20 protein-coding genes and 2 tRNA genes are annotated in these 20,750 nt (G+C 67.8%); 16 read left to right on the forward strand and 6 right to left on the reverse strand.

What is annotated here, in order from left to right; all coding sequences use genetic code 11:
* Nucleotides 1-151: 151 nt before the first annotated feature.
* The 6 genes from LGN19_RS34620 to LGN19_RS34645 all read left to right on the forward strand — a co-directional run bounded on the left by LGN19_RS34620 (nucleotide 152) and on the right by LGN19_RS34645 (nucleotide 7,420).
* On the forward strand, nucleotides 152-3,322 hold the full coding sequence (locus tag LGN19_RS34620; protein ID WP_226219722.1) for an Rne/Rng family ribonuclease: 3,171 nt from the start codon (nucleotides 152-154) through the stop codon (nucleotides 3,320-3,322).
* Nucleotides 3,323-3,453: 131 nt separating this feature from the next.
* Nucleotides 3,454-4,566, forward strand: coding sequence for a GTP 3',8-cyclase MoaA (moaA, locus tag LGN19_RS34625; protein WP_226219723.1), 1,113 nt, complete (start codon nucleotides 3,454-3,456; stop codon nucleotides 4,564-4,566).
* A gap of 28 nt (nucleotides 4,567-4,594) precedes the next feature.
* Nucleotides 4,595-5,212, forward strand: coding sequence for a molybdenum cofactor guanylyltransferase MobA (mobA, locus tag LGN19_RS34630; protein ID WP_122944828.1), 618 nt, complete (start codon nucleotides 4,595-4,597; stop codon nucleotides 5,210-5,212).
* A 112-nt stretch (nucleotides 5,213-5,324) separates the two neighbouring features.
* The gene (glp, locus tag LGN19_RS34635; protein WP_226219724.1) at nucleotides 5,325-6,623 is read left to right on the forward strand and encodes a gephyrin-like molybdotransferase Glp; all 1,299 of its coding nucleotides are present in this window, start codon (nucleotides 5,325-5,327) and stop codon (nucleotides 6,621-6,623) included.
* Between the two features lie 39 nt (nucleotides 6,624-6,662).
* On the forward strand, nucleotides 6,663-6,938 hold the full coding sequence (locus tag LGN19_RS34640; RefSeq protein WP_006476519.1) for a hypothetical protein: 276 nt from the start codon (nucleotides 6,663-6,665) through the stop codon (nucleotides 6,936-6,938).
* Nucleotides 6,935-7,420, forward strand: a complete 486-nt coding sequence (locus LGN19_RS34645) for a GNAT family N-acetyltransferase (protein ID WP_043181945.1) — start codon at nucleotides 6,935-6,937, stop codon at nucleotides 7,418-7,420. The genes LGN19_RS34640 and LGN19_RS34645 overlap by 4 nt, the downstream gene beginning before the upstream one ends.
* A gap of 90 nt (nucleotides 7,421-7,510) precedes the next feature.
* Here the strand turns inward: LGN19_RS34645 and rmuC are convergent, their stop codons facing one another.
* The 5 genes from rmuC to pncB all read right to left on the reverse strand — a co-directional run bounded on the left by rmuC (nucleotide 7,511) and on the right by pncB (nucleotide 13,493).
* Entirely contained in the window at nucleotides 7,511-8,989 is a 1,479-nt protein-coding gene (rmuC, locus tag LGN19_RS34650; RefSeq protein ID WP_226219725.1) for a DNA recombination protein RmuC, read from the reverse strand.
* Nucleotides 8,986-9,975 (reverse strand): 2-hydroxyacid dehydrogenase, encoded by a 990-nt coding sequence (locus tag LGN19_RS34655; protein WP_226219726.1) that lies wholly within the window; start codon nucleotides 9,973-9,975, stop codon nucleotides 8,986-8,988. Before LGN19_RS34655 ends, rmuC begins: the two co-directional genes overlap by 4 nt.
* An 81-nt stretch (nucleotides 9,976-10,056) precedes the next feature.
* The gene (locus LGN19_RS34660; protein WP_226219727.1) at nucleotides 10,057-11,499 is read right to left on the reverse strand and encodes a sodium:proton antiporter; all 1,443 of its coding nucleotides are present in this window, start codon (nucleotides 11,497-11,499) and stop codon (nucleotides 10,057-10,059) included.
* 43 nt (nucleotides 11,500-11,542) lie between these two features.
* Nucleotides 11,543-12,205 (reverse strand): LutC/YkgG family protein, encoded by a 663-nt coding sequence (locus LGN19_RS34665; protein ID WP_122944824.1) that lies wholly within the window; start codon nucleotides 12,203-12,205, stop codon nucleotides 11,543-11,545.
* An 88-nt stretch (nucleotides 12,206-12,293) separates the two neighbouring features.
* Nucleotides 12,294-13,493 carry a nicotinate phosphoribosyltransferase gene (pncB, locus tag LGN19_RS34670; protein ID WP_226219728.1) on the reverse strand — a complete coding sequence of 400 codons (1,200 nt, stop codon included), beginning with the start codon at nucleotides 13,491-13,493 and terminating at the stop codon, nucleotides 12,294-12,296.
* A 321-nt stretch (nucleotides 13,494-13,814) separates the two neighbouring features.
* Here pncB and fdxA point away from each other — a divergent pair, with 321 nt between their 5' ends.
* The 8 genes from fdxA (at nucleotide 13,815) to LGN19_RS34710 (ending at nucleotide 18,206) form a co-directional block, all read left to right on the forward strand.
* Entirely contained in the window at nucleotides 13,815-14,138 is a 324-nt protein-coding gene (fdxA, locus tag LGN19_RS34675) for a ferredoxin FdxA (protein WP_011351384.1), read from the forward strand.
* Nucleotides 14,139-14,240: 102 nt separating this feature from the next.
* Nucleotides 14,241-14,316, forward strand: a tRNA-Asn gene (locus tag LGN19_RS34680).
* A gap of 75 nt (nucleotides 14,317-14,391) precedes the next feature.
* Nucleotides 14,392-14,467 (forward strand) — tRNA-Asn (locus LGN19_RS34685).
* 119 nt (nucleotides 14,468-14,586) lie between these two features.
* The gene (locus LGN19_RS34690) at nucleotides 14,587-15,072 is read left to right on the forward strand and encodes a CreA family protein (RefSeq protein WP_226219729.1); all 486 of its coding nucleotides are present in this window, start codon (nucleotides 14,587-14,589) and stop codon (nucleotides 15,070-15,072) included.
* 62 nt (nucleotides 15,073-15,134) lie between these two features.
* Nucleotides 15,135-16,034 (forward strand): AraC family transcriptional regulator, encoded by a 900-nt coding sequence (locus tag LGN19_RS34695; protein ID WP_122944820.1) that lies wholly within the window; start codon nucleotides 15,135-15,137, stop codon nucleotides 16,032-16,034.
* Between the two features lie 125 nt (nucleotides 16,035-16,159).
* Complete coding sequence (locus LGN19_RS34700; RefSeq protein ID WP_122944819.1) at nucleotides 16,160-16,927, forward strand: AzlC family ABC transporter permease; 768 nt, start codon at nucleotides 16,160-16,162, stop codon at nucleotides 16,925-16,927.
* Nucleotides 16,924-17,262 carry an AzlD domain-containing protein gene (locus tag LGN19_RS34705; RefSeq protein WP_226219730.1) on the forward strand — a complete coding sequence of 113 codons (339 nt, stop codon included), beginning with the start codon at nucleotides 16,924-16,926 and terminating at the stop codon, nucleotides 17,260-17,262. Before LGN19_RS34700 ends, LGN19_RS34705 begins: the two co-directional genes overlap by 4 nt.
* A gap of 161 nt (nucleotides 17,263-17,423) precedes the next feature.
* Nucleotides 17,424-18,206, forward strand: a complete 783-nt coding sequence (locus LGN19_RS34710) for a DUF4088 family protein (protein ID WP_122944817.1) — start codon at nucleotides 17,424-17,426, stop codon at nucleotides 18,204-18,206.
* Between the two features lie 123 nt (nucleotides 18,207-18,329).
* On the opposite strand, the gene LGN19_RS34715 is transcribed toward LGN19_RS34710, so the two are convergent.
* A complete protein-coding gene (locus LGN19_RS34715; RefSeq protein WP_122944816.1) occupies nucleotides 18,330-18,731 on the reverse strand; it encodes a hypothetical protein in 402 nt (133 codons plus the stop codon).
* Nucleotides 18,732-18,999: 268 nt separating this feature from the next.
* Between LGN19_RS34715 and LGN19_RS34720 the strand changes: the two genes are divergently transcribed.
* Nucleotides 19,000-19,218 (forward strand): RNA-binding S4 domain-containing protein, encoded by a 219-nt coding sequence (locus tag LGN19_RS34720; protein ID WP_006486208.1) that lies wholly within the window; start codon nucleotides 19,000-19,002, stop codon nucleotides 19,216-19,218.
* Between the two features lie 136 nt (nucleotides 19,219-19,354).
* Nucleotides 19,355-20,743 (forward strand): multidrug efflux MATE transporter NorM, encoded by a 1,389-nt coding sequence (gene norM, locus LGN19_RS34725; RefSeq protein WP_122944815.1) that lies wholly within the window; start codon nucleotides 19,355-19,357, stop codon nucleotides 20,741-20,743.
* Nucleotides 20,744-20,750 lie beyond the last annotated feature (7 nt).

A 20,750-nucleotide genomic window follows, 5' to 3' on the forward strand; every position in this document is an offset into this window, starting at 1 on the left:
CGGGCCCCAGCGCCTCTTCAGGCAATTCTCCCCGCCATCGTTCCCGCTCCAGCGTGCTTGTGACAACACAACAAGGCGCGGCCTGCCGTCGTTCCCGCCTTCGCGACTGACAACCGCGAGGCGCCGCCAGCAGAGCCGCCTGGAGCCGTTCATGAAACGCATGCTGTTCAATGCGACGCAGCAGGAGGAGCTGCGCGTCGCCATCGTCGACGGGCAAAAGCTCATCGACATCGACATCGAGACAGCCGGGCGCGAACAGCGCAAAGGCAATATCTACAAAGGTGTCATCACCCGCATCGAGCCGTCGCTCGAAGCGTGCTTCGTCAATTACGGCGAAGACCGCCACGGCTTCCTGCCGTTCAAGGAAGTCGCCCGCCAGTACTTCAAGGAAGGCATCGACATGCGCTCCGCGCGCATCCAGGATGCCCTGCGTGAAGGCCAGGAGCTGATCGTCCAGGTCGAGAAGGAAGAGCGCGGCAACAAGGGCGCTGCCCTCACCACGTTCATCTCGCTCGCCGGCCGTTATCTGGTGCTGATGCCGAACAACCCGCGCGGCGGCGGCGTGTCGCGCCGGATCGAGGGCGACGAGCGTCAGGAACTGCGCGAGACGATGGCGCAACTGCAGATCCCGGACGGCATGAGCATGATCGCCCGTACCGCGGGCATCGGCCGCAGCGCCGAGGAACTGCAGTGGGACCTGAACTACCTGCTGCAACTGTGGCGCGCGATCGAAGCGGCGTCGCAAAGCGGCAACCCCGGCCAGCCGATGCTGATCTATCTGGAATCGAGCCTCGTGATCCGCGCGATCCGGGACTATTTCCAGCCGGATATCGGCGAAATCCTGATCGATACGAACGAGATCCACGATCAGGCCCGTGCATTCATGGACATCGTGATGCCGGACAACGTCGCGAAGGTGAAGCGCTACCACGACGACGTGCCGCTCTTCTCCCGCTTCCAGATCGAACACCAGATCGAGACCGCGTACTCGCGCACGGTGCCGCTGCCGTCGGGCGGCGCGATCGTGATCGACCACACCGAAGCGCTCGTCGCGATCGACGTGAACTCGGCACGCGCGACCAAGGGCGCGGACATCGAGGAAACGGCTACCCGCACGAACCTCGAAGCGGCCGACGAAGTCGCCCGCCAGCTCCGCCTGCGCGACCTCGGCGGCCTGATCGTGATCGATTTCATCGACATGGAATCGGCCAAGAGCCAGCGCGAAGTCGAGCAACGCCTGAAGGACGCGCTCAAGCACGACCGTGCGCGCGTGCAGATGGGCAAGATCTCCCGCTTCGGCCTGATGGAACTGTCGCGCCAGCGCCTGCGCCCGGCTTTGTCGGAAGGCAGCCACGTGACGTGCCCGCGCTGTAACGGTACGGGCCACATCCGCGACACCGAATCGTCCGCGCTGCAAGTGCTGCGGATCATTCAGGAAGAAGCGATGAAGGAAAACACCGCGGCGATCCACTGCCAGGTGCCGGTCGAGGTGACCGCCTTCCTGCTCAACGAAAAGCGTCAGGAAATCAACAAGATCGAGTCGCGCTTCAAGGTCGGCATCGTGCTGATCCCGAACAAGCACCTCGATACGCCGCACTACAAGCTCGAGCGCCTGCGCCACGACGACGCACGTCTCGACGATCCGCGCGCATCCTGGAAGATGGCCGAGGAAGCCGCCCGCGAACTCGAGTCGGAAACCGGCTACAGCAAGCGCGCGGCGGAAGTGAAGCCGAAGCAGGAAGCCGCGGTCAAGGGCATCACGCCCGAGCGCCCGGCCCCGAGCCCGGCCCCGCAGCGTCCGGTCGAACCCGTTGCCGCACCCGCGCCCGTGCCTGTCGCACCGGCAAGCGGCGGCTTCTTCGGCTGGCTGAAGAGCCTGTTCGGCGTGTCGCCGGCGCCCGCACCGGTTGCTCCGGCACCGGTCAAGGAGCAGGCAGCCCGTCCGGCTCGCGGCGAACGCGCCGAGAAGTCCGAGCAACGCGGCGAACGCGGTGGCGATCGCAACCGCAACCGTCGCAGCGGTGCCCAGCAGGCGCAAGGCGGCCGAGACCAGGCTGCAGCAGGTCGCGGCCAGCCGCCACGCCAGGAACGCGAAGGCAAGGAAGCACGCGAACCGCGTGAAGCACGTGAGCCGCGCGAAAACCGCGAGCCGCGCGAGGGTCGTGAACCGCGTGAGGGTCGCGAAAACCGCGAAGGCCGTGAGGGTCGCGAAGGTCGCGAGGGCCGCGCCCCGCGCGAAGGTCGCGAGCCGCGTGAAAGCCGTGAACCGCGTGAAAACCGCGAACCGCGCGAGCGTACCGAGCAGCCGGAAGGCGTCGAAGCAGCCGGTCGTGGCGAGCGCCAGGAGCGCGGCGAACGTCGCGAGCGCGGCGAGCGTCGCAAGCCGACCCAGCATGCGGCTACGCTCGAAACCGTCACCCGTGGCGAAACGCATCCGGAATCGGAAACCGACGAGGCCTTCGCAGAAGCACTGCCCGGCGCCGAGCTGGCAGCCGACGCGGAAGCCGTCGCGCGTGATGGCGAGGAACGCCGCCGTCGCCGTCGCGGCCGCCGTGGCGGTCGTCGCGAGCGCGAGGAAGACGGCGCAGTCGTCGACCACGCCGAGCAAGGCGCAGAGGGCGAAGCCACCGTGCAAGCGGTGACGCCGGAAGCACCGGCTGCTGCCGAACCGGCCCACACGGCCGCACCGGCAGTCGTCGTGGCAGCCGCCGCGGCAAGCGCCGTCGTCGCCGAAGCCGTGGTCGAGCACCATGCCGAACCGGCAGCACCGGCCGCTGCCGAGCCGCAGCCGGCACCGGTACACGTCGAAGCAGCGCCGGTCGAAGCAGCGGTTGTGGCCCACGCAGCAGAACCGGCACCGGTCGCACCGGCCGTCGATACGGAAGCCGGTCCGGCTCCGGTCGCGGTTTCGCCGACCGACGCGTTCGAAGTGCCGGCAGCGCCTGCCGCTGTCGAGGCGCCGCAGCCGGCGCCCGTCGAGCAAGCCGCACCGGCCGTGACGACCGAAGCCGCTCCGGTGGCAGTCGAGCCGGCTCATGTCGAAGCAGCGCCGGTCGAGGCCGCCGCCGCCGCCGCACCGGCACCGGCACCGGCACCGGCACCGGCTCCTGCACAACCGGCAGCCGCGCCCGCTTCGGCGAGCCTGGATGTCGTGCTGGAGCAGGCCGGTCTCGTCTGGGTGAACACGGACGCCGGCAAGTTCGCCGCTGCACAGGAAGCCGCGTCGCACCTCCCGCGTCCGGCGCGCGTGCCGCGCGAACGCAAGACGCTGCCGCCGGCCGATACGGCCCCGATGCAGCAGGTCGAAACGACGCATCACTGATCGACGCATCGTCCGACCAGGAAAAGCCCGCCTCCGGCGGGCTTTTTCACGTCCGCGCTGCGGGTTTCCGCCCACCGGACCGACCCGCCGCTTGCGGCTAAAATAGAGATCTGGTTCGCACTTCTTTCAACATGTCCCGACGCATCATTCCTCTCGCCGACGTCAGCGGGATGCCGGACGTCTCCGGCGTCGCGCACGCCCCGGACGGCACGCTGGCCGACACGCTCGCCAGGCCGCTGCGCGACCTGCGCATTTCGGTGACGGATCGCTGCAACTTCCGCTGCGTGTACTGCATGCCGCGCGCGGTCTTCGACAAGGACTACCCGTTCCTGCCGCACAGCGCGCTGCTCACGCACGAGGAAATCGAGCGCATAGCGCGACTCTTTGTCGCACACGGCGTCGAAAAGATCCGTATCACGGGCGGCGAGCCGCTCTTGCGCAAGAATCTCGAATTCCTGATCGAGCGCCTCGCCCGCCTGACCACCCATGACGGCCGCCCGCTCGACCTGACGCTCACGACCAACGGTTCGCTGCTCGCGCGCAAGGCGCGCGCGCTGAAGGACGCCGGGCTCACGCGCGTGACGGTCAGCCTCGACGCGCTCGACGATACGCTGTTCAAGCGCATGAACGATGCCGAGTTCGCGAGCGCCGACGTGCTCGACGGCATCTTCGCTGCGCAGGCCGTGGGCCTCGCACCGGTCAAGGTCAACATGGTCGTGAAGCGCGGCACCAACGACAGCGAGATCCTGCCGATGGCCGAGCGCTTCCGCGGCACCGGCGTGGTCCTGCGCTTCATCGAATACATGGATGTCGGCACGTCGAACGGCTGGAACATGACCGAGGTGCTGCCATCGGCGGACGTCATCGCACGGCTCGCCGAACACTTCCCGCTCGTGCCGCTCGAGCCGCACACGGCGGCCGAAACCGCACAGCGCTGGGGCTATGCGGACGGCAGCGGCGAGATCGGCGTGATCTCGAGCGTCACGCAGGCCTTCTGCGGTGACTGCACGCGCGCACGGCTGTCGACCGAAGGCAAGCTGTACCTGTGCCTGTTCGCGTCGACCGGCCACGACCTGCGCGCGCTCGTGCGCGGCGGCGCGAGCGACGCCGAGATCGCGACCGCGATCGCCCGCATCTGGCAGACCCGTACCGACCGCTATTCGCAACTGCGCGGTAGCGCGTCTGCCGACGCGCTGCCCGACGGCGCAGGCAAGCGGGTCGAAATGTCGTATATCGGCGGCTGACGCACGCTGCCCTTCCCGCCTTCTCACGATGCCCGCTTCCGCCTCTCCCACGATCGCCGGCCTGCTGCTCGCAGGCGGGCGCGCCACGCGCATGGACGGCGTCGACAAGGGCCTGCAGCTGCTCGACGGCACGCCGCTCGCGCTGCACGTGCTGCGCCGGCTCTCGCCGCAAGTCGACGAGACGCTGATCAGCGCGAATCGTCATGCCGATCGCTATGCCGAGCTCGGTGCGCCGTTCGACGCGCGCATCGTCGCGGACGAAACACCCGACTTCCCCGGCCCGCTCGCGGGCCTGCTCGCCGGCATGCGGGCGGCACGCGCGCCGCTCGTCGCGTGCTCGCCATGCGACACGCCCTATCTGCCCGCCGACCTCGTCGCACGGCTGCAGGCGGCGCTCGACGCGCAGCAGGCCGACATCGCCATGGCGGTAACCGTCGACGCGCAACAGGCACGCTCGCCGCAGCCGACGTTCGCGCTGCTGCGCACGTCGCTGGCCGACGATCTCGCCGCCCGGCTCGCGGCCGGCGATCGCAAGGTGCGTGCGTGGTACGCACGCCACAAGACGGTCGAAGTCGAGTTTCACGACGAGCGTGCGTTTTACAATGCCAACTCCTGGCAGGAACTCGCTGCGCTGGCCCGCCGCTGACGGCACCCATGCGGTTCCCGCCCGGCGCCCGCCGCACGCGAAACCCGCGTCCAGGTGCCCTCCTCGCGCCACCGGCCACGAACCCGATACGCCTTGCGGCGCAGTCCGACTGATGATCACGCAACCCTCGCCCATCTCCCGAACCGCACCCGATTCCGATGCCCCGCTGTCGCTCGCCGACGCGCAGGCGCTCGCGTGCCGCTTCGCGGTGCCCGTCGAGGCGTGCGACACGGTCGCGCTGCGCGATGCGCTCGACCGCGTGCTCTCGGCCGACGTGAACGCGCCGTTCGACATTCCCGCGTACGACAACTCGGCGATGGACGGCTATGCGTTCGACTACAGCGCCGGCCCGCACGCATCACCGCAAGCGGACGTCGCGCTGACGGTTGCCGGCACCGCGCTCGCCGGCCATCCGTTCGACGGCGCCGTGGCGGCCGGATCATGCGTGCGCATCATGACGGGCGCGCCGATGCCGGCCGGCTGCGACACGGTGATTCCACAGGAACGCGTGCGCGTCGACGGCGACACGATCCACTTCGCCGCGCACGACATCGCGCGCGGCGCGAACTGCCGCAAGGCCGGCGAGGATCTCGCGCGCGGCGCCTGCGCGCTCGCCGCGGGCCGCATCCTGCGGCCGTCCGATCTCGGCCTGCTTGCGTCGTTCGGTTTCCCCGAGGTCACGGTGCGCCGACGCGTGCGCGTCGCCGTGTTCTCCACCGGTGACGAACTGCGCGAGCCCGGCGAGCCGCTCGGCCCCGGCACACTGTACGACAGCAATCGCGGGATGCTGATCGCGATGCTCGAAAGGTTGCATGTCGACGCGATCGATCTCGGGATCGTCCGCGACGACCCGGCCGCGCTCGAAGCCGCATTGCGCGACGCCGTCGCCGCGCAGGCCGACGCGGTCATCACATCCGGCGGCGTATCGGTCGGCGAAGCCGACTTCACGCGCGACGTCATGGCGCGGCTCGGTGACGTGACGTTCGCCAGCCTCGCGCTGCGTCCCGGCCGGCCGCTCGCGTGCGGCACGCTCGCACGCACGGCCGATGGCGCCGGTCACACGCTGTTCTTCGGGCTGCCCGGCAATCCGGTCGCGTCTGCCGTGACGTTCTACGCGATCGTGCGCCCCGCGCTGCTGACGCTGGCCGGCGCGCAGGTCCAGCCGCCGGCAATGCATACGGCACTCAGCACGCAAGCGCTGAAGTCGCGCGCGGGCCGCACCGACTACCTGCGCGGCATCGCGACACGCGCCGACGACGGCCGCTGGCACGTCGCACCGGCCGGCTCGCAGAGTTCCGCATCGCTGAGCGGCCTCTCGGCCGCCAACTGTTTCATCGTCCTGGGCCACGATACCGCGGCAGTCGACGCGGGCACCCCGGTCGACATCCTGCCGCTCGACGGCCTGATCTGAATTCCACTATCGGTATATCTCTACGGGGGCAATCCGCACATGAAGAAACAAATTTCGTCGATCGCCGCGGGGCAAACCGCAAAGGCGCTGATCCTCGTCTACCTGACGTTCAGCGTGCCGATCGTGCTGCTCGGCATTCTCGTCGCGTACATCCGCTACGGGATGGTCGAGCTGAGCACGATCCTGAGCGCGCTGCTGCTGAACGCCATCCTCGGCTTCGTGCTGCTGTGGATCGCATGCCACGCGTACAACTGGGTCGCATCGCGCTTCGGCGGCATCGAGATCGTGCTGTCCGATCCGCCGGAGGAAGCGTGAGCGGCACACCGCTGATCCGCGCGGCCCAAGCGCGCGACGTCGGCGCGATCCTCGCGTTGATGCGCGAACTGGCCGAGTTCGAGAAGCTCACGCACCTGTTCGTCGCGACCGAGGCCGATCTCGCCGACGCACTGTTCGGCGCGCACCCTGCTGCCGAGGCGCGAGTGGCCGAACGCGACGGCGCGATCGTCGCGTATGCACTGTTCTTCCACAATTATTCGACGTTCCTCGGCCGTCGCGGCCTCTATCTCGAGGATCTGTACGTGCAGCCGTCGCAGCGCGGCACGGGCCTCGGCACCGCGATGCTGCGTCACCTCGCGGCATTGGCCGTCGAACGCCGGTGCGCGCGCTTCGAATGGTCGGTTCTCGACTGGAACCAGCCTGCGATCGATTTCTACGAAAAGATGGGCGCAACCGTGCTGCCCGACTGGCGCATCGTGCGCGTCACGGGCGACGCGCTGGATACGCTCGCCGGACATTGACCGCGGGCCGGCCACGCCGGCAAGCGCTGCAAAAGAAAACGGGCGCCGCGGCGCCCGTTTTTGCTTTCAGGCCGATGTCGGCCATGTACATCATGCGTCGTCCGCGTCGGCGCCGTCGTTACCTTCCGCGCCGAGCAGCCCGGCCGCCGTGTCGCCCGGCAACGCCTCGACCTGCTTCAGCTTGCGGTTCATCACGCGCGTGCGTTGCTCGGCAGCCTCGATCGAGCGCGTAACCGTTTCGAGCTGCGACTTCGTGCGCGCGAGCACGTCGCCGAACTTGCCGAACTCCGTCTTCACCGCGCCGAGCACCTGCCACACCTCGCTCGACCGTTGCTCGATCGCGAGCGTACGGAAACCCATCTGCAGGCTGTTCAGCAATGCGGTGAGCGTCGTCGGGCCGGCGACCGTCACGCGATAGTCGCGCTGCAGCAGGTCGGTCAGCCCCGGGCGACGCAGGATCTCCGCATAGAGCCCTTCAGTCGGCAGGAACAGCAACGCGAAATCGGTCGTGTGCGGCGGCGCGACGTACTTCTCGGCGATCGTGCGCGCCTCCTGCCGCACGCGCGCTTCGAGCGCGCGGGCCGCTTCCTCGACCGCCACCGCATCGGCACGCTCCTGCGCATCGATCAACCGCTCGTAGTCTTCGCGCGGGAATTTCGCGTCGATCGGCAGCCACACGGGCGGTGCATCGCGCGTGCCGGCATCGCGCCCCGGCAGCCGGATCGCGAACTCGACGCGCTCGCTGCTCTTCGGCACCGTCGCGACGTTCTTCGCGTACTGCTCGGGCGTCAGCATCTGTTCGAGCAGCGCCTCGAGCTGCACTTCGCCCCAGGTGCCGCGCGTCTTCACGTTGGTCAGCACTTTCTTCAAGTCGCCGACGCCCGCCGCCAGCGTCTGCATCTCGCCGAGCCCGCGATGCACCTGCTCGAGCCGGTCCGACACGAGCTTGAACGATTCGCCGAGCCGCTGCTCGAGCGTCGCGTGCAGTTTCTCGTCGACGGTGCGGCGCATCTCCTCGAGCTTCGCCGCGTTGTTCGTCTCGATTTCCTTCAGCCGCTGTTCGAGCGTCGCGCGCACCTCGCCGATCCGGCGGTCGTTCGCTTCGGTCAGTTGCGTGAGCTGCCGGTTCAGCGTGTCGCCAAACAGCCTGAGCGCACCCGTCTGCTCCTCGCGCGCCTGCTGCGCGTGGCGCTGCGTGTTCTCGCGCATCGCGTCGAACTGCTGCGCATTGCCGGCGACCAGCTTGCCGAGCTGCTGCGCGAAACCCTCGATCTGGTTGTTCTGCACGGTCGCCACACTCGTCAGTTGCGCGGCGAGCGTCTGCTGAAGCTGCGCGAAACTGCCGGCCAACTCGGTGCGCGAGCCACGCGCGTTCTCGACGATCTCGCCGCGCAATTCGCGTTCGAGCCGCTCGACCGCGCGCGCCTGCGCCTGCGCGGCGTCCTCGATCTGGTCACCCAGTACCGCCGCATCGTCGTGGTGGCCACCGCCACGCACGAGCGCGACGATCGCCACGGCAAGCGCGACGGCCAGCACGACGACCGCCGCCAGCAACAACGTCATCGTCATGCGCGCGGCTTCCCGATCACGTCAGGGTTGATCGGATTCGGCGGCTGCCCTGCACGTGGCCCCTCACCCAGCGCGGCGATCAGGTTGTCGGCGGCGAGGTTCGCCATCGCGCGGCGCGTCTTTTCGGTCGCGCTCGCGATATGCGGCGTCAGCACGACGTTCGGCACCTCGAGCAGTGCCGGATGGACCGTCGGCTCGCCTTCATACACGTCGAGGCCGGCCGCGGCGATCGTCCCGTCGCGCAGTGCGACGGCCAGCGCCGCGTCGTCAACGATCCCGCCGCGCGCGATGTTGGTCAGCGTCGCGGTGGGCTTCATCTTCGCGAGCTCGGCCGCGCCGATCGTGTGATGGTTCTCCTTCGTGTACGGCAGCACGAGCACGACGTGATCGGCACGGGCGAGCAGCGCATCCTTCGACACGTATTCGGCATTCAGCTCGGCCTCGATCTCGGGCGCGACACGCGACCGGTTGTGATAGATCACCTGCATCCCGAAGCCGCGCGCGCGGCGTGCGAGCGCCTGGCCGATACGCCCCATCCCGATGACGCCGAGCGTCGAGCCGTAAATGTCGCTGCCGAGGAAACCGTCGTACGCCCACTTCTGCCAGTGGCCGGCGCGCAGCCAGTGCTCGGATTCGGCGATCCGGCGTGCCGCGGCCATCATCAGCGCCCAGCCGAAATCGGCGGTCGACTCGTTCAGCACGTCGGGCGTGTTGGTGCCGAGCACGTTCGCCGCGTTGAACGCGGCCATGTCGAAATTGTTGTAGCCGACCGCCATGTTCGCCACGACGCGCAGGCGCGGCGCTGCCGCGAGCTCCGCCGCGCCGACCGGGTCACCGGCCGTCAGCGCGCCGTCCTTGTCGGCCAGACGCGCGGCGAGCACGTCGGGCGCGAGTGCGTCGCCGTTGTTCCAGTCGACGTCGAAATACTGCTTGAGGCGCTCGATCACGTCCGGAAAGATCGGACGCGCGACCAGGATCTTCTGCATCGCCATCTCCGCATGCCGCGGGCGGATCGCAGCGCGTCGTGCGCCGCCGGGACCGCCCGCCTTAGGTTGAAAATCGTCAGCTTACGCCGTGAAGAAGAGCCACGACGTCAGCAGGAATACCGGTATCAGCACGACCAGCGCCCAGCCGAGATACGCGAAGAAGCTCGGCATCTTCACACCGCGCGATTCGGCGATCGCCTTCACCATGAAGTTGGGTGCGTTGCCGATATAGCTGTTCGCGCCCATGAACACCGCGCCCGCCGAAATCGCGGCGAGCGTCGACGCGCCGGTCGTCATCAGCGACTGGGCATCGCCGCCCGCGAGGTTGAAGAACACGAGATAGGTCGGTGCGTTGTCGAGGAACGACGACAGGATGCCCGTCGCCCAGAAGTACATCGCGTCGACCGGCTTGCCGTCCGGCCCCGTGACGAGATGGACGATCTGCGCGAACGCGCCGTCGGCACCGGCGCGCAGGATCACGATCACCGGCGCGATCGTCACGAAGATCCCCGCGAACAGCTTCGCGACTTCCTCGATCGGCGCCCAGTTGAACGCATTGCCCTCGCGCGCGGAGCGCGGCGTCAGTGCGAGCGACGCGAGCGTCACGCCCACGAGTGCGACGTCGCGCACGAGGTTCTGCAATGCGACGTGCGTGCCCCATACGTCGAACGTGATGCCCGGCTTCCAGATGCCGCTCATCAGCACCAGGCCGATCACGGCCGCAAGCAGCACGAAATTGATCTTGCCGTCGATCGACAGCCTGTCGCTGTCGCTGTCGCTGTCGGGTGTCGGGTCGAGCACGGCCGGCCGCTCCTCGCCGCCCTTGCGGTAGAAGTACGTATCGAGCGCGAAGAACAGCGTCAGCAGCACACCGCAGATGAACAGCATCGGCAGCGCGAGGTGCGTGGTCGTCCAGAAGAAGCTCACGCCATTCAGGAAGCCGAGGAACAGCGGCGGATCGCCGAGCGGCGACAGCGACCCGCCCGCATTCGCGACCAGAAAGATGAAGAAGATCACGACATGCACGACATGTTTGCGGTTGTCGTTGGCGCGCAGCAGCGGCCGGATCAGCAGCATCGCGGCACCGGTCGTGCCCATCACGCTCGCGAGCAGCGTGCCGAGCGCGAGGATCGCGGTATTCAGCTTCGGCGTGCCGTGCAGGTTGCCGTTCACGCAGATACCGCCCGCGACCGTATAAAGCGCGGTGAGCAGCACGATGAACGGAATGTATTCCTCGAGCAGCGCATGCACGAGCGTGCCGAACGCGGTGCCTGCGCCGAACGCGAACGCGAACGGGATCAGGAACACGACCGCCCACCCGGCCGCAATCTTGCCGAAGTGGTGATGCCAGAACACGGGGACGACGAGCGGGAACAGTGCGATGGAGAGCAGGATCCCGGCAAACGGGATGCCCCAGAGAGCAGACAGCGTGGCACCGTCGAGCGTTGCGGCCGATGCAAGCGCGGGAACGGCGCCAAGCGCAATTCCCGACGCCATGCCCGCCCAGGCGGCATGTCGTTTCATGCAGAACTTCCTTGTTCGAGTGGTAGTGGATGCGGCGGGCGCGTCATGCGCCCCGTACGACGATCACGTGAACGCGGTACGGACCGTGCGCGCCCAGTACGATGGTCTGCTCGATATCGCCCGTGCGCGACGGGCCCGATACGAAATTGACCGCGCGCGGCAATTCGCCGCGCTCCGAGCGGATCAGTGCAAACGCGTCTTCGTGACCGGCGACGATCCGCGACGCGGGAACGATCGCGATGTGTGTTTCCGGCAGCAGGCCGGCCGACGCATAGGTGTCGGGGCCGGACAACAGCACCAGCGAGCCCGTTTCGGCGGTCGCGCAAAAGCAGCCCGTGAGGCCGACCAGATCGCCGTCGCGCGGCTTGCGGCATTCGACCGACAGGCCTGCGCCCGCCCAGTCGAAATCGGCCAGCGTGCGCCACGCGACGGCCTGCGTCGGCAGGCCGTGAGCGGAAAGGTAACGGGACGCGGCGGCAGGGACATCGGCAAGCGTCGCGACTTCGTCGACGGTCGTCGACAGACGTACCGCTTCGTCGACGAAGGCAGCGACGAGATCGGCCGGCGCCGGTGGGCGCGGGCCCTCCGGATGACGGGCGAGATAGTCGGCAACGCCGTCGCGCTCGGCCGCATCGGGTTCGGCCGCACGCCCCTGCGCCGCGCGAATGCGCGCGAGGATCTGGCGACGGGCAGCGGAAGTGTCCATGAACGGTCCTCGTGACGTTGGCGGGCGATACCGTCGGATTATACCGGCCGACCCCGCCCCAACGCAGTTTTGGCCGTTCGGCCGACGCTTACTTCGACGCGTCTTCCTCGACCGGCTGCGCGATGCCGAACACCTGGCGCAGGTACGCGAGATATGCCTTGTCGTCGCACATGCTCTTGCCCGGCGAATCCGACAGCTTCGCGACCGGCTGGCCGTTGCAGCGGACCATCTTGATCACGATCTGCAGCGGCACGTAGCCGAGATCGTTGGTGAGGTTCGTACCGACACCGAACGCGAGCTTGCAGCGGCCGCGGAACCGTTCGTACAACTGCATGACCTTCGGGATGTCGAGCGCGTCCGAGAACACGAGCACCTTGGTACGCGGGTCACAACGGTTCGACTCGTAATGGCGCAGCATCCGCTCGCCCCAGTCGAACGGATCGCCCGAATCGTGGCGCGCGCCGTCGAACAGCTTGCAGAAGTACATGTCGAAGTCGTTCAGGAACGCATCCATCCCGTAGACGTCCGACAACGCGATCCCGAGGTCGCCGCGGTATTCCTTCGCCCACATCTCGAAGCCGTAGGTCTGCGAATCGCGCAGCCGCGGGCCGAGCGCCTGGCATGCCTGCAGGTACTCGTGCGCCATCGTGCCGAGCGGCGTGATGCCGTGCTTCATCGCGTAAAGCACGTTGCTCGTGCCCGCGAACTGCGGGCCGAGGCCGTCGCGCAGCGTGAGCGCGACTTCCTCGTGCCAGACCTTCGAGAAGCGCCGGCGCGTGCCGTAGTCGGCGATCTTGCAGTCGGCGAACTCGGGCTTCGCACCGAGCAGCTTGATTTTCTCGCACAGCCGCTCGCGGCCTTCGCGATAGTCGGGCTCGCGCTGCGTGTTGCGGAAATACACTTCGTTGACGATCGCGAGCACCGGGATCTCGAACAGGATCGTGTGCAGCCACGGCCCCGTGATCTCGATGTCGATTTCGCCGTTGCCCTTCGGCGACGGCGTGATCGAGATGTACTTCTCGTTCAGATGGAACAGCGCGAGGAAATCGACGAAATCGCTCTTGATGAAGCGCATCCGCCGCAGGTAGTCGAGTTCGACGTCGGAAAAACGCAGCGCGCACAGGCCGCGCACCTCGTCGCGGATCTCGTCGATGTACGGCACGAGATCGACGCCGGGCGTGCGGCACCGGAACCGGTATTCGACGCTTGCAGCGGGGAAGTGATGCAGGACGACCTGCATCATCGTGAACTTGTAGAGATCCGTGTCGAGCAGCGAAGTGATGATCATGATTACGGCACCGCCAATATCGTGACAGGGCCCCGGCGCACCGCGCGCCGCCCGGTCTGTCGGCCATGTTACCCGAATGCGGGCCCGACCATCGTGAAACCGCCTGCGACCCTGCTCCGGTCGCACCGCCCTGCCGGCACACGGTACACGCGCCCCCGCTGGTGCGTCCCTTCGCCGGCCCCTTGGCGGGGCCCCATAAACTAATCACGAAACGATATAAGCCGGATAGCCGACCACGCCATGCGGGTTTTGCGCTTCAGTTACAATGCCGGTTTTGGCGCAAACGCCACCCCATATATACCGCCAAGCAGGAGCGTTTTAATGACTCACGTTGTGACCGAAGGCTGCATCAAGTGCAAATACACGGACTGCGTGGATGTGTGCCCGGTGGATTGCTTCCGTGAAGGTCCCAACTTTCTCGCCATCGATCCGGACGAGTGCATCGACTGCGCCGTGTGCGTCGCCGAGTGCCCGACCAATGCGATCTATGCCGAAGAAGACGTTCCGGGCGACCAGCAGCAGTTCACCGCGCTGAACGCCGAGCTGGCGAAGGACTGGCCGTCGATCACGAAGACCAAGCCGGCACCGGCCGACGCAGACGAGTGGAAGGACGTGCAGGACAAGCTGCACCTGCTCGAGCGCTGATCGCGCAGCGGCCGCAAAAAATTTTTGTGCGCCGCGGCTCAAAAGTGTTGACGGCTTGATCAACGCTCCATATAATCTCGTTTCTCTGCTGTTGTTGTTTGTTCCCCGATAGCTCAGTCGGTAGAGCGCCGGACTGTTAATCCGTAGGTCCCTGGTTCGAGCCCAGGTCGGGGAGCCAAAAACGCAAAGGCCCGTTGAAAGTGGACGGGCTTTTTGCTGGTAGACAAACCAACATGCAGATGTACCGATTTATTCCCCGATAGCTCAGTCGGTAGAGCGCCGGACTGTTAATCCGTAGGTCCCTGGTTCGAGCCCAGGTCGGGGAGCCAAATAGCGAAAGGCCCGTCAATCGACGGGCCTTTTGTTTTTCCGGCCCGCCTTTCGGCTTCCGTCGCCCGGTCGCGCGCATGCTAGAGTCTCTGTCCCGCATTCGCATCCGGTTCCGTCGATGAAGCACCGCCTCCTCCACTCAGCCCCATTCGCCCTCCTGCTTTCTGCGTTCGCCGCGGCACCGCTCGCGCACGCGGAGGAAGTCGGCAGCGTCAACACCCATTTCCGTGTCACCGGCTCCGATCGCGTGGTCGTCGAGGCGTATGACGATCCGGTTGTAAACGGCGTGACCTGCTACGTGTCGCGCGCCCGCACCGGCGGGATCAAGGGCACGCTCGGCGTCGCCGAGGATCCGAGCGAAGCGTCGATCGCATGCCGGCAGGTCGGCCCGATCAGCTTCAAGGAGCCGCTCAAGCAGCAGACCGACGTGTTCAGCGAGCGCATGTCGTTCATCTTCAAGACCCTGCACGTCGTGCGCGTGGTCGATGCCAAGCGCAACACGATCGTCTACCTGACCTATAGCGACCGCATCGTCAGCGGCAGCCCGAAGAACGCCGTCACCGCGGTGCCGATGCCGGCCGGCACGACGATTCCGGTCAAGTAAAGCGCGCGCCTGCCGGGCGCGCGAGCGATACACTGTCGGTTCGACCGCTCCCGCGCCCGATCATGTCCGCCACCCGCCTTCCCGACTCCGCACGCTACTGGCGCACGCCGCTGCTGCCGGATGCGGATCTCGTCACGGCCACCTATCGCGACCACACGTTCGCGCCCCACTGGCACGACGCGTACACGATCCCCGTGATTCTCGAAGGCGCGGAACGCTTCACCTATCGCGGCAACGGCTATGTCGCCGAAACCGGCTCCGTGCCCGTGATCAATCCCGGCGAGGTGCATACGGGTTCGCGCGCGGCCGACGAGGGCTGGTGCTATCGCGTCAGCTACATGCCGGTCGAATTCATCCGCGAACTCACGAGTGCGATTGCCGGCCGCCCGCAGGACGCGCCGTGGTTTGCGCCGGACGTGATTCGCGACGCCGATCTTGCGGCCCGGCTCACGCTGGCGCACCGGATGATGGAAGCTGGCAGCGAGCGCGCCCTGCCCTTGCCGGTGCACGGGCAGCCGGCTCATGATCCGGCGACCGGCGCACCGCGCATCTACGATCCGCTCGCTGCCGAGACTGCGATGCTCGATGCGTTGTCGACGCTGATCGTGCGCCATGCCGACGCACTGCCGCGACCCGCGCCGCTCGCAGCGGACGAGCCGCGCGTCGACGCGATGCGCGAGCGGCTCGCCGCCGATCTCATGTGCACGGTGACGCTCGACGAAGTCGCGCAGGCGGCCGGCCTGTCGCCGTTCCACGCGGCGCGCCTGTTCACCCGCACGACCGGCATGCCGCCACATGCGTGGCGCAACCAGTTGCGCTTGCAGCGCGCGCTGGCGCCGCTGCGCGCGGGTGTGCCCGTCGCCGACGTCGCGGCGGCCAGCGGCTTCGTCGACCAAAGCCACTTCACCCGACATTTCAAACGCATGTTCGGCGTGCCGCCCGGGCGCTGGCAGGCGAGCTGACACACGGCGGCGCACGGCCCGCCACCGCGATGCCGGCGGAGCCGGCAAGCGGCAAGCACCGCCCCGATCCCGCGAGCGCAAGAACATACAAGCCGGCCCATCACCTGCCCGCTATCCTCCAACTCATGGAGGAGCACCCTTTGAACCCGACACCCGCATCGCCTGCCCGCCGCCCATTGAACGAATGGCTCGACGGCGCGCGCGACACGATTCCGATGATGATTGGCGCCGCCCCGTTCGGCGTGATTTTCGGCACGCTCGTTGGCGGCGGCCCGCTCGCCCCGTGGCATGGCGCGCTGATGTCGCTCGCCGTGTTCGCGGGCTCCGCGCAGTTCATCGCGCTCGGCCTGATCGCGGGCAGCGCGAGCTTCGTCGTCGTGCTCGCGACCACGCTGATCGTGAACCTGCGTCACCTGCTGTACAGCGCGACGCTCGCGCCCTATGTTGCGCACCTGCCGCTGCGCTGGCGCGCGACGCTCGGCGCACTGATGACCGACGAGGTGTTCGCGGTCGCCTATGCGCACTACCGGCACTTCCCGCCCGGCGCAATCGGCCCCCACTACTTCTTCGGCTCGGGGCTCGCGATGTACCTGAACTGGCAGGTCTGGACGCTCGCGGGCATCGGCTTCGGTGCCGCGTTCCCGGGCCTGCAGTCGCTCGGCCTCGATTTCGCGATGGCGGCGACCTTCATTGCGATCGTCGTCCCGCAGCTCGGCACGCTGCGCTATTTCGCGGCCGCAGTGACGGCCGGCACGCTGGCGTACTTCTGGCAGGGCTGGCCGTACAAGCTCGGGCTGCTCGGCGCAGTTGCGGCGGGCGTCGCGATCGGCGTCGCGCTCACGCTGCTGCACGAACGCACGCGCGCCGGCTCGCGCACGGAGGCCGCATCGTGAGCTACGCGCTGCTGATTCTCGGGATGGCGGTCATCACCTACGCGATCCGCTCGACGCTGTTCCTGTTCGGCGAACGGCTGACCTTCCCGCCGCTCGTGCGGACCGCACTCGGCTTCGTGCCCGTCACCGTGCTGACCGCGATCATCGTGCCGATGACCGTCTCGCCGCACGGCGGTACGGCCGAACTGACCTGGCGCAATCCGCAGCTCGTCGGCGCGCTGGCTGCCGTGCTCGTGTCGGCAGCCACCCGCCGCCCGCTCGTGACGATCGCGGCGGGGCTCGCGGTGTTCTTTCTCTGGCAAGGGGTCGTGCTGCCCCACTGGCTACCCACCTGAGTACACGCTCGGTCACGCACGCTCAAGTTTTTGTCCGGCACGCCGATATAGGGAGTGAAGACCCGCCACCGGCCTCGGCGCGCACCGGTCAGTCGACGCTGCGCCCGCCCCGGTGCGCCGTGCCGGCCGACGGCTTGCGCGGGCCGCCATCGAGACGATTCATGGGCCAGATCACCCTTTCCCTCAAGGACGACACACTCGAGTCCCTGCGCAAGGACTACGACGCGTTCGTCCGCGTGTCGCTGAAACTCGACCCGCAGTTCGCGACGCCGTCGTTCGAGGATTTCCTGCGCGCCAAACTGCTCGACAACATGGTGCCGCTGACCGAGCACGCGGTGCAGCGGATGCTGGAGGGCGGCCAGTATGCGTGGGCAAAGCGCACGCTCGACAAGGAATTTCCGGACGTCGTCGCGATCCTGATGCGACAGGCCGGCGAATTCGGCTTCGGCTTCGCGTCGCGCTCCGAATGGACCCCCGACGAACTCGCGAAGGCTTGCCGCGACTGGGCGAAGGCGATCGTCGCCGAAGCACAGGGCGACCCGTCGCTGATCGACCCGCTCGCCTCGCAGATCAAGGGGGCGGCGCAAGACATCCAGACGCTCGAGGAACTGATGCAGACGCCGGCATGGCGGCTCGCGGAATCGCTGCGACAACGGGTCTACGAGGCCAAGCTCGCGTGCGAGATGAGTGTCGGCAGCACCGCGCGCGACAAGCTCGGCGAACTGCGTGGGCTGCTGCGGCTCGGGCTCTCGCATGGCTCGTTCCAGAAACAGGAAGCGCAGCAGATCATGGAATACCTGCGGCTGCTGAAGCCGGAGATCTTCGTCGAGGAGCCGTACGACGTCTTCGCCCGGCTCGCCGCGTGGCTGCGCAACGTATTCACGCCGTCTGCCGTGCGTCCGGCGCAAGGACAGGGGCAAGGGCAAAGTCAACGCCGGCCGTAACGGCGCGCCCCATCGCATCAACCCATGAAAACGGCCCGGTTCGCGCAACGCGAACCGGGCCGTCGGATGGCCGCCGTCGCGACGCGCCGTCCGGGACGAGCGTCGCGCGGCATCGGGCATCGCTTACTGCGTCGCGCCCTGCGCCGATGCACCGCCCTCCGCGCCGACCGCTGCGCCGCCTTCGGCCGCTTCACCGGTCTTCGCCTTGGCCGAGCCGGCATGGCCCTTGGCCGACTTCGCGGCATGCTTCGCGTGCTTCTTGGCCGAATGGACGGCCGACGACGCCGTATCCTTCGTACCGTCGGCTGCCGCGCCGACCGCATCGGTTGCACCGCCGACCGCATTGCCCGACACGTTCGCGCCCGCACCGCCCTGCACGCCTGCACCGACACCCGCTGCCGGCGTCTGCGCCTGCACGCCGGCACCGGCTGCGCCCTGCACCGCCGTGCCCGTCTGGGCAAATGCGGCCGAAGTGGCGAACGCCGTCAGCGCGGCACCGATCAGCATCGTACGAATCTTGGACATGGCAATTCTCCTCAGGAAGTTGTGAGCCCGAACCGCAGCGATGCGGTCCGTAGCGCCCCGCCGCAACACGCAGCAGGTACGACAAAAGACCCGCGGCGCGCACGGCCGGTTCTCGAATTTCTCAGACTGTTACCCACCGTTTCATTTGCTGACGAATGGCTCACATTCCCTAACAACTGCGTGCGGCAGCCGACCGCGCTCGCGCGCCGGCCCGCGGTGCCGTATGATGCGGGGCGATTCCTCCCGCGCTTTGCGCACCTTCTTCGCCATGCCCAATCTGGATTTCACGCTGACCGGCGAATACGTCGAGCTGCACAACCTTCTCAAGATCACCGGCCTCGCTGACAGCGGCGGCACCGCGAAGCTGATCGTCGCGTCCGGCGCGGTGAAAGTCGACGGCGCGGTCGAACTGCGCAAGACCTGCAAGATCCGCGCGGGCCAGGTCGTCCTGCTCGGCGACACGCGCATTGCGGTGCGCGAAGCATAGGGCCCGACGGTTCCCCCTGCCTGCGACATGGCCATCGGTGCGCGCGTTCGACACGGTTCGAATAAAGCCGTAAGCTAGCCGTCTCTCAAAATAAATACATATAGCGCGGGCCCGCACCCGCGCGAGCGCCCATTCCATGTCGCATTCCGGTCTTACGCGGACGGCCGCCGCGCCGCCGTCCCTGTCCAGTCATGCCGCCGATACCGCGCGCCTCGCCGCGCCGCTCGCGATCGCGCAGCTTTCGCAGATGGCGATGAGCGTCACCGACACGGTGCTGCTCGGCTCGCTCGGCCCCGATTCGCTCGCGGCGGGCGGGCTCGGCGCGAACTTCTTCTTCGTCATCGTGACCGTGCTGCAAGGCGTGCTGTCGTCGGTCAGCGTCAGCGTCGCGCATGCGCGCGGTGCCAAGGCCGACGAGCGCGTCCCGCACATCTACTGGACCGGCTTCGCGCTGTCCGTGTTGCTCGCGATCCCGGCCATCATCGCGCTGTCGCTGTCCGAACCGATCCTGCTGATGTTCCACGAGCCGCCCTTGCTCGCGCATCACGTCGGCGAATACACGGGCATCCTGCGCTTCGCCGCGCTCGGCAGCCTGATCGGCGTCGGGCTGATGCGCGCATTCCTGCCCGCGATCGGCGCCGCACGCCGGCTGCTGTGGGTGTCGATCGGCGGCGTCGGCGTCAATGGCGTGCTGAACTACGGGCTGATCCACGGCGCGTTCGGGCTGCCGCGCCTCGGCTTCCTCGGTTCGGCCGTGGCGACGACCATCACGATCTGGCTCACCGCGCTCGCACTGATCTGGCTGCTGCACGGCCGGCAGCGCTTCCGTCACTTCGTGACCGCCGCGCGCCCGAAGCTGCCCATGATGGGCGAACTGATCGGCATCGGCTGGCCGGTCGCGATCACGTACGGAGTCGAATCGACACTGTTCCTCGCAACCGGCCTGACGATCGGCGTACTCGGCGCGACGGCGCTTGCCGCACACCAGATCGCGCTGAACGTCGCATCGGTGGCATTCATGGTGCCGCTCGCGATCGGCCAGGCCGCCAACGTGCGGGTCGGCTACTGGGTCGGCGCGGGGGCACCCGTCGCCGCGCGGCATGCGGGCTTCGTCGCACTCGGCCTCGGTGTCGCGTTCATGTCGCTGTCGGGCATCGTGCTGATCGCCGCGCCGCACGCGATCGTCGGCCTGTACCTGAACCTCGGCGATCCGGCCAACGCGGCCACGGTGTCGCTCGCCGCGTCGCTGCTCGGCATCGCCGCAGTGTTCCAGATCGTCGACGGCGCGCAGACCGTCGCGTCGGGTGCGCTGCGCGGCCTGAAGGACACGCGCATCCCGATGCTCGCAGCGACCCTAGGCTACTGGGGGATCGGCTTTCCGACCGGCTACTGGTTCGCGTTCCACGTGGGCCTCGGTGCCCGCGGCCTCTGGTGGGGCCTCGCGGCCGGTCTCGCCAGCGTGGCCGTGCTGATGGCGTGGCGCTTTCATCTGAAGAGTGCGTCGCTCGTGACGTCGCGGCACTGAGCGCGAC

Origin of the sequence: Burkholderia sp. AU30198 (assembly GCF_020419825.1) — a bacterium.
In the GTDB taxonomy this organism is placed as follows: Bacteria; Pseudomonadota; Gammaproteobacteria; order Burkholderiales; family Burkholderiaceae; genus Burkholderia.

Coding starts and splice junctions, on each gene's coding strand:
- mobA (WP_122944828.1), top strand. CDS start 4,595: ATGCCCGCTTCCGCCTCTCCCACGATCGCCGGCCTGCTGCTCGCAGGC.
- pncB (WP_226219728.1), bottom strand. CDS start 13,493: ATGATCATCACTTCGCTGCTCGACACGGATCTCTACAAGTTCACGATG.
- rmuC (WP_226219725.1), bottom strand. CDS start 8,989: ATGACGATGACGTTGTTGCTGGCGGCGGTCGTCGTGCTGGCCGTCGCG.
- glp (WP_226219724.1), top strand. CDS start 5,325: ATGATCACGCAACCCTCGCCCATCTCCCGAACCGCACCCGATTCCGAT.
- LGN19_RS34660 (WP_226219727.1), bottom strand. CDS start 11,499: ATGAAACGACATGCCGCCTGGGCGGGCATGGCGTCGGGAATTGCGCTT.
- LGN19_RS34620 (WP_226219722.1), top strand. CDS start 152: ATGAAACGCATGCTGTTCAATGCGACGCAGCAGGAGGAGCTGCGCGTC.
- LGN19_RS34715 (WP_122944816.1), bottom strand. CDS start 18,731: ATGTCCAAGATTCGTACGATGCTGATCGGTGCCGCGCTGACGGCGTTC.
- LGN19_RS34640 (WP_006476519.1), top strand. CDS start 6,663: ATGAAGAAACAAATTTCGTCGATCGCCGCGGGGCAAACCGCAAAGGCG.
- LGN19_RS34695 (WP_122944820.1), top strand. CDS start 15,135: ATGTCCGCCACCCGCCTTCCCGACTCCGCACGCTACTGGCGCACGCCG.
- LGN19_RS34655 (WP_226219726.1), bottom strand. CDS start 9,975: ATGCAGAAGATCCTGGTCGCGCGTCCGATCTTTCCGGACGTGATCGAG.
- LGN19_RS34665 (WP_122944824.1), bottom strand. CDS start 12,205: ATGGACACTTCCGCTGCCCGTCGCCAGATCCTCGCGCGCATTCGCGCG.
- LGN19_RS34710 (WP_122944817.1), top strand. CDS start 17,424: ATGGGCCAGATCACCCTTTCCCTCAAGGACGACACACTCGAGTCCCTG.
- LGN19_RS34700 (WP_122944819.1), top strand. CDS start 16,160: ATGGAGGAGCACCCTTTGAACCCGACACCCGCATCGCCTGCCCGCCGC.
- fdxA (WP_011351384.1), top strand. CDS start 13,815: ATGACTCACGTTGTGACCGAAGGCTGCATCAAGTGCAAATACACGGAC.
- moaA (WP_226219723.1), top strand. CDS start 3,454: ATGTCCCGACGCATCATTCCTCTCGCCGACGTCAGCGGGATGCCGGAC.
- LGN19_RS34720 (WP_006486208.1), top strand. CDS start 19,000: ATGCCCAATCTGGATTTCACGCTGACCGGCGAATACGTCGAGCTGCAC.
- LGN19_RS34690 (WP_226219729.1), top strand. CDS start 14,587: ATGAAGCACCGCCTCCTCCACTCAGCCCCATTCGCCCTCCTGCTTTCT.
- norM (WP_122944815.1), top strand. CDS start 19,355: ATGTCGCATTCCGGTCTTACGCGGACGGCCGCCGCGCCGCCGTCCCTG.